The organism is Curtobacterium sp. MMLR14_010 (assembly GCF_001865015.1).
In the GTDB taxonomy this organism is placed as follows: domain Bacteria; phylum Actinomycetota; class Actinomycetes; order Actinomycetales; family Microbacteriaceae; genus Curtobacterium.
Map to the genome: position 1 here is coordinate 259,203 of NZ_MJGV01000057.1, position 1,812 is coordinate 261,014.

The 1,812-nt window shown below is 73.1% G+C and carries 1 protein-coding gene; it reads left to right on the forward strand.

Features of this window, described 5'->3' with window-relative positions:
- On the forward strand, nt 1–1,604 hold a 1,604-nt coding region (locus BIU98_RS13870), incomplete at its 5' end, for a sodium:proton antiporter (RefSeq protein WP_083393255.1).
- Nucleotides 1,605–1,812: the final 208 nt, after the last annotated feature.

The window sequence follows — 1,812 nt, forward strand, 5'->3', positions numbered from 1 at the left end:
TCCTGGTGGCCGTCGGCATCGTCGCGAGCCTGGTGCCGTGGGTGCCGGACGTGGAGGTCGACCCGGAGTGGATCCTCGCCGGGGTGCTCCCGCCGCTGCTGTACTCGTCCGCGGTCTCGATGCCGACGATGAACTTCCGGCGCGAGTTCGGCGCGATCAGCGGCCTGTCGGTCGTGCTCGTCGTCGCGAGCTCCCTGGTTCTGGGGCTGTTCTTCGCCTGGGTGGTGCCGGACCTCGGCCTGGCGTGGGGCATCGCCCTCGGCGCGATCGTCAGCCCGACCGACGCGGTCGCGACGTCCATCGTGAAGCAGACCTCGGTGTCCCGACGGGTGGTCGCGATCCTGGACGGTGAATCGCTCCTCAACGACGCCACGGCGCTGGTGCTGCTCCGCACGGCGATCGTCGCCGCCGGTGCGACCTTCTCGTTCTGGGGCGCCGTCGGGGACTTCGCCTTCGCCGTCGCGGTGGCCGTCGCGATCGGCCTGGTCGTCGGCTGGCTCAACCTCGCCGTCCGCGCCCGCGTCGCGAACCCCACCGTCAACACGGCGCTGTCGTTCGCGGTGCCCTTCGTCGCCTCGATCCCCGCGGAGCACCTGCACGCCTCCGGCCTCGTCGCCGCCGTCGTCGCCGGGCTGATCACCGGCATCCGGGCGCCGCGGGTGCTCCCGCCGAACCACCGCCTGTCGGACGCGCAGAACTGGGGCACGGTCGAGTTCGTGCTCGAGGGCGCGGTCTTCCTGGTGATGGGACTCGAACTCGCCTCGATCATCGGTGACGTGCAGCACGACCACGCCGGCATCGGACCAGCGCTGCTGATCGCCCTCGGCGCCCTCGTGCTCACGGTCCTGGTGCGTGCCGCGTACGTCGTCCCGCTGCTGTTCGGCCTGACGCGGAGCGCCGAACGCCAGGCACGGATGCAGGACCGCCTGCAGGACTACCGCAACGCCGACCGCGAGACCGCGAGCGCCGCCCTGCAGGAGCACCGGCTCGGCAACCGCGCGCCGTCCGAACGGGACCTCGAGCGGTTCGGCGGGCGCGTCCGTCAGCTGCTCGCGGACATCCAGTACTTCCGGAAGGCCCCGCTCGGCTGGCGCGAGGGCACCACCGTGGTGTGGGCGGGGATGCGCGGAGCGGTGACGGTCGCGGCGGCCCAGACGCTGCCGGACGGCACCCCGGAACGGTCGCTGCTCGTGTTCGTCGCCTTCGCCGTCGCCGGGTTCTCCCTGCTGCTCCAGGGCGGCACGATCGGTCCGCTGCTGCGACGGATCAGTCCGCCGGCGGCCGACAGAGCGGAAGCCGACGCCGAGGAGCGCGGTCGGCTCCTCGTGGTGATGCGCGCCGCGGCGGAGGCCACCCAGGCGGACGACCCCAGGCCGTCGACCCCGCGTTCTCGGGAGGACCTCGAGGCCGCTGACCCAGCCGAACTCCGGGCATGGCTCGGCCAGGAGAAGGTCCGACGCCTCCGGGTCCTCGATGCCCAGCGTGCGGCGCTGCTCGACGCCCGCGACGACGGCACGTTCGACGCCGAGGTGCTGGAGTCCGTGCTCAGGAACCTCGACGCCGAGCAGATCGCGCTCGAACTCCGGGGCGGTCCGGCCGCCTGAAGCGGCACACCCGCGCCACCCAGCTGACCGGGCTGACCAGGCGCACCCGGCCCTGACGCGTCAGTGTCCGATCGTGATCCGGAAGACCCGGACCCCCGCGGTCTGCAGCGCCGCGAGCCCGAGGCGCTTCCGCAGGTTCCGGAAGGGTCGCCGGAACCCGAACGGGGCCGCCGCCGCGCCCATCTGGTGCAGCACCTCGGTGGTCAGC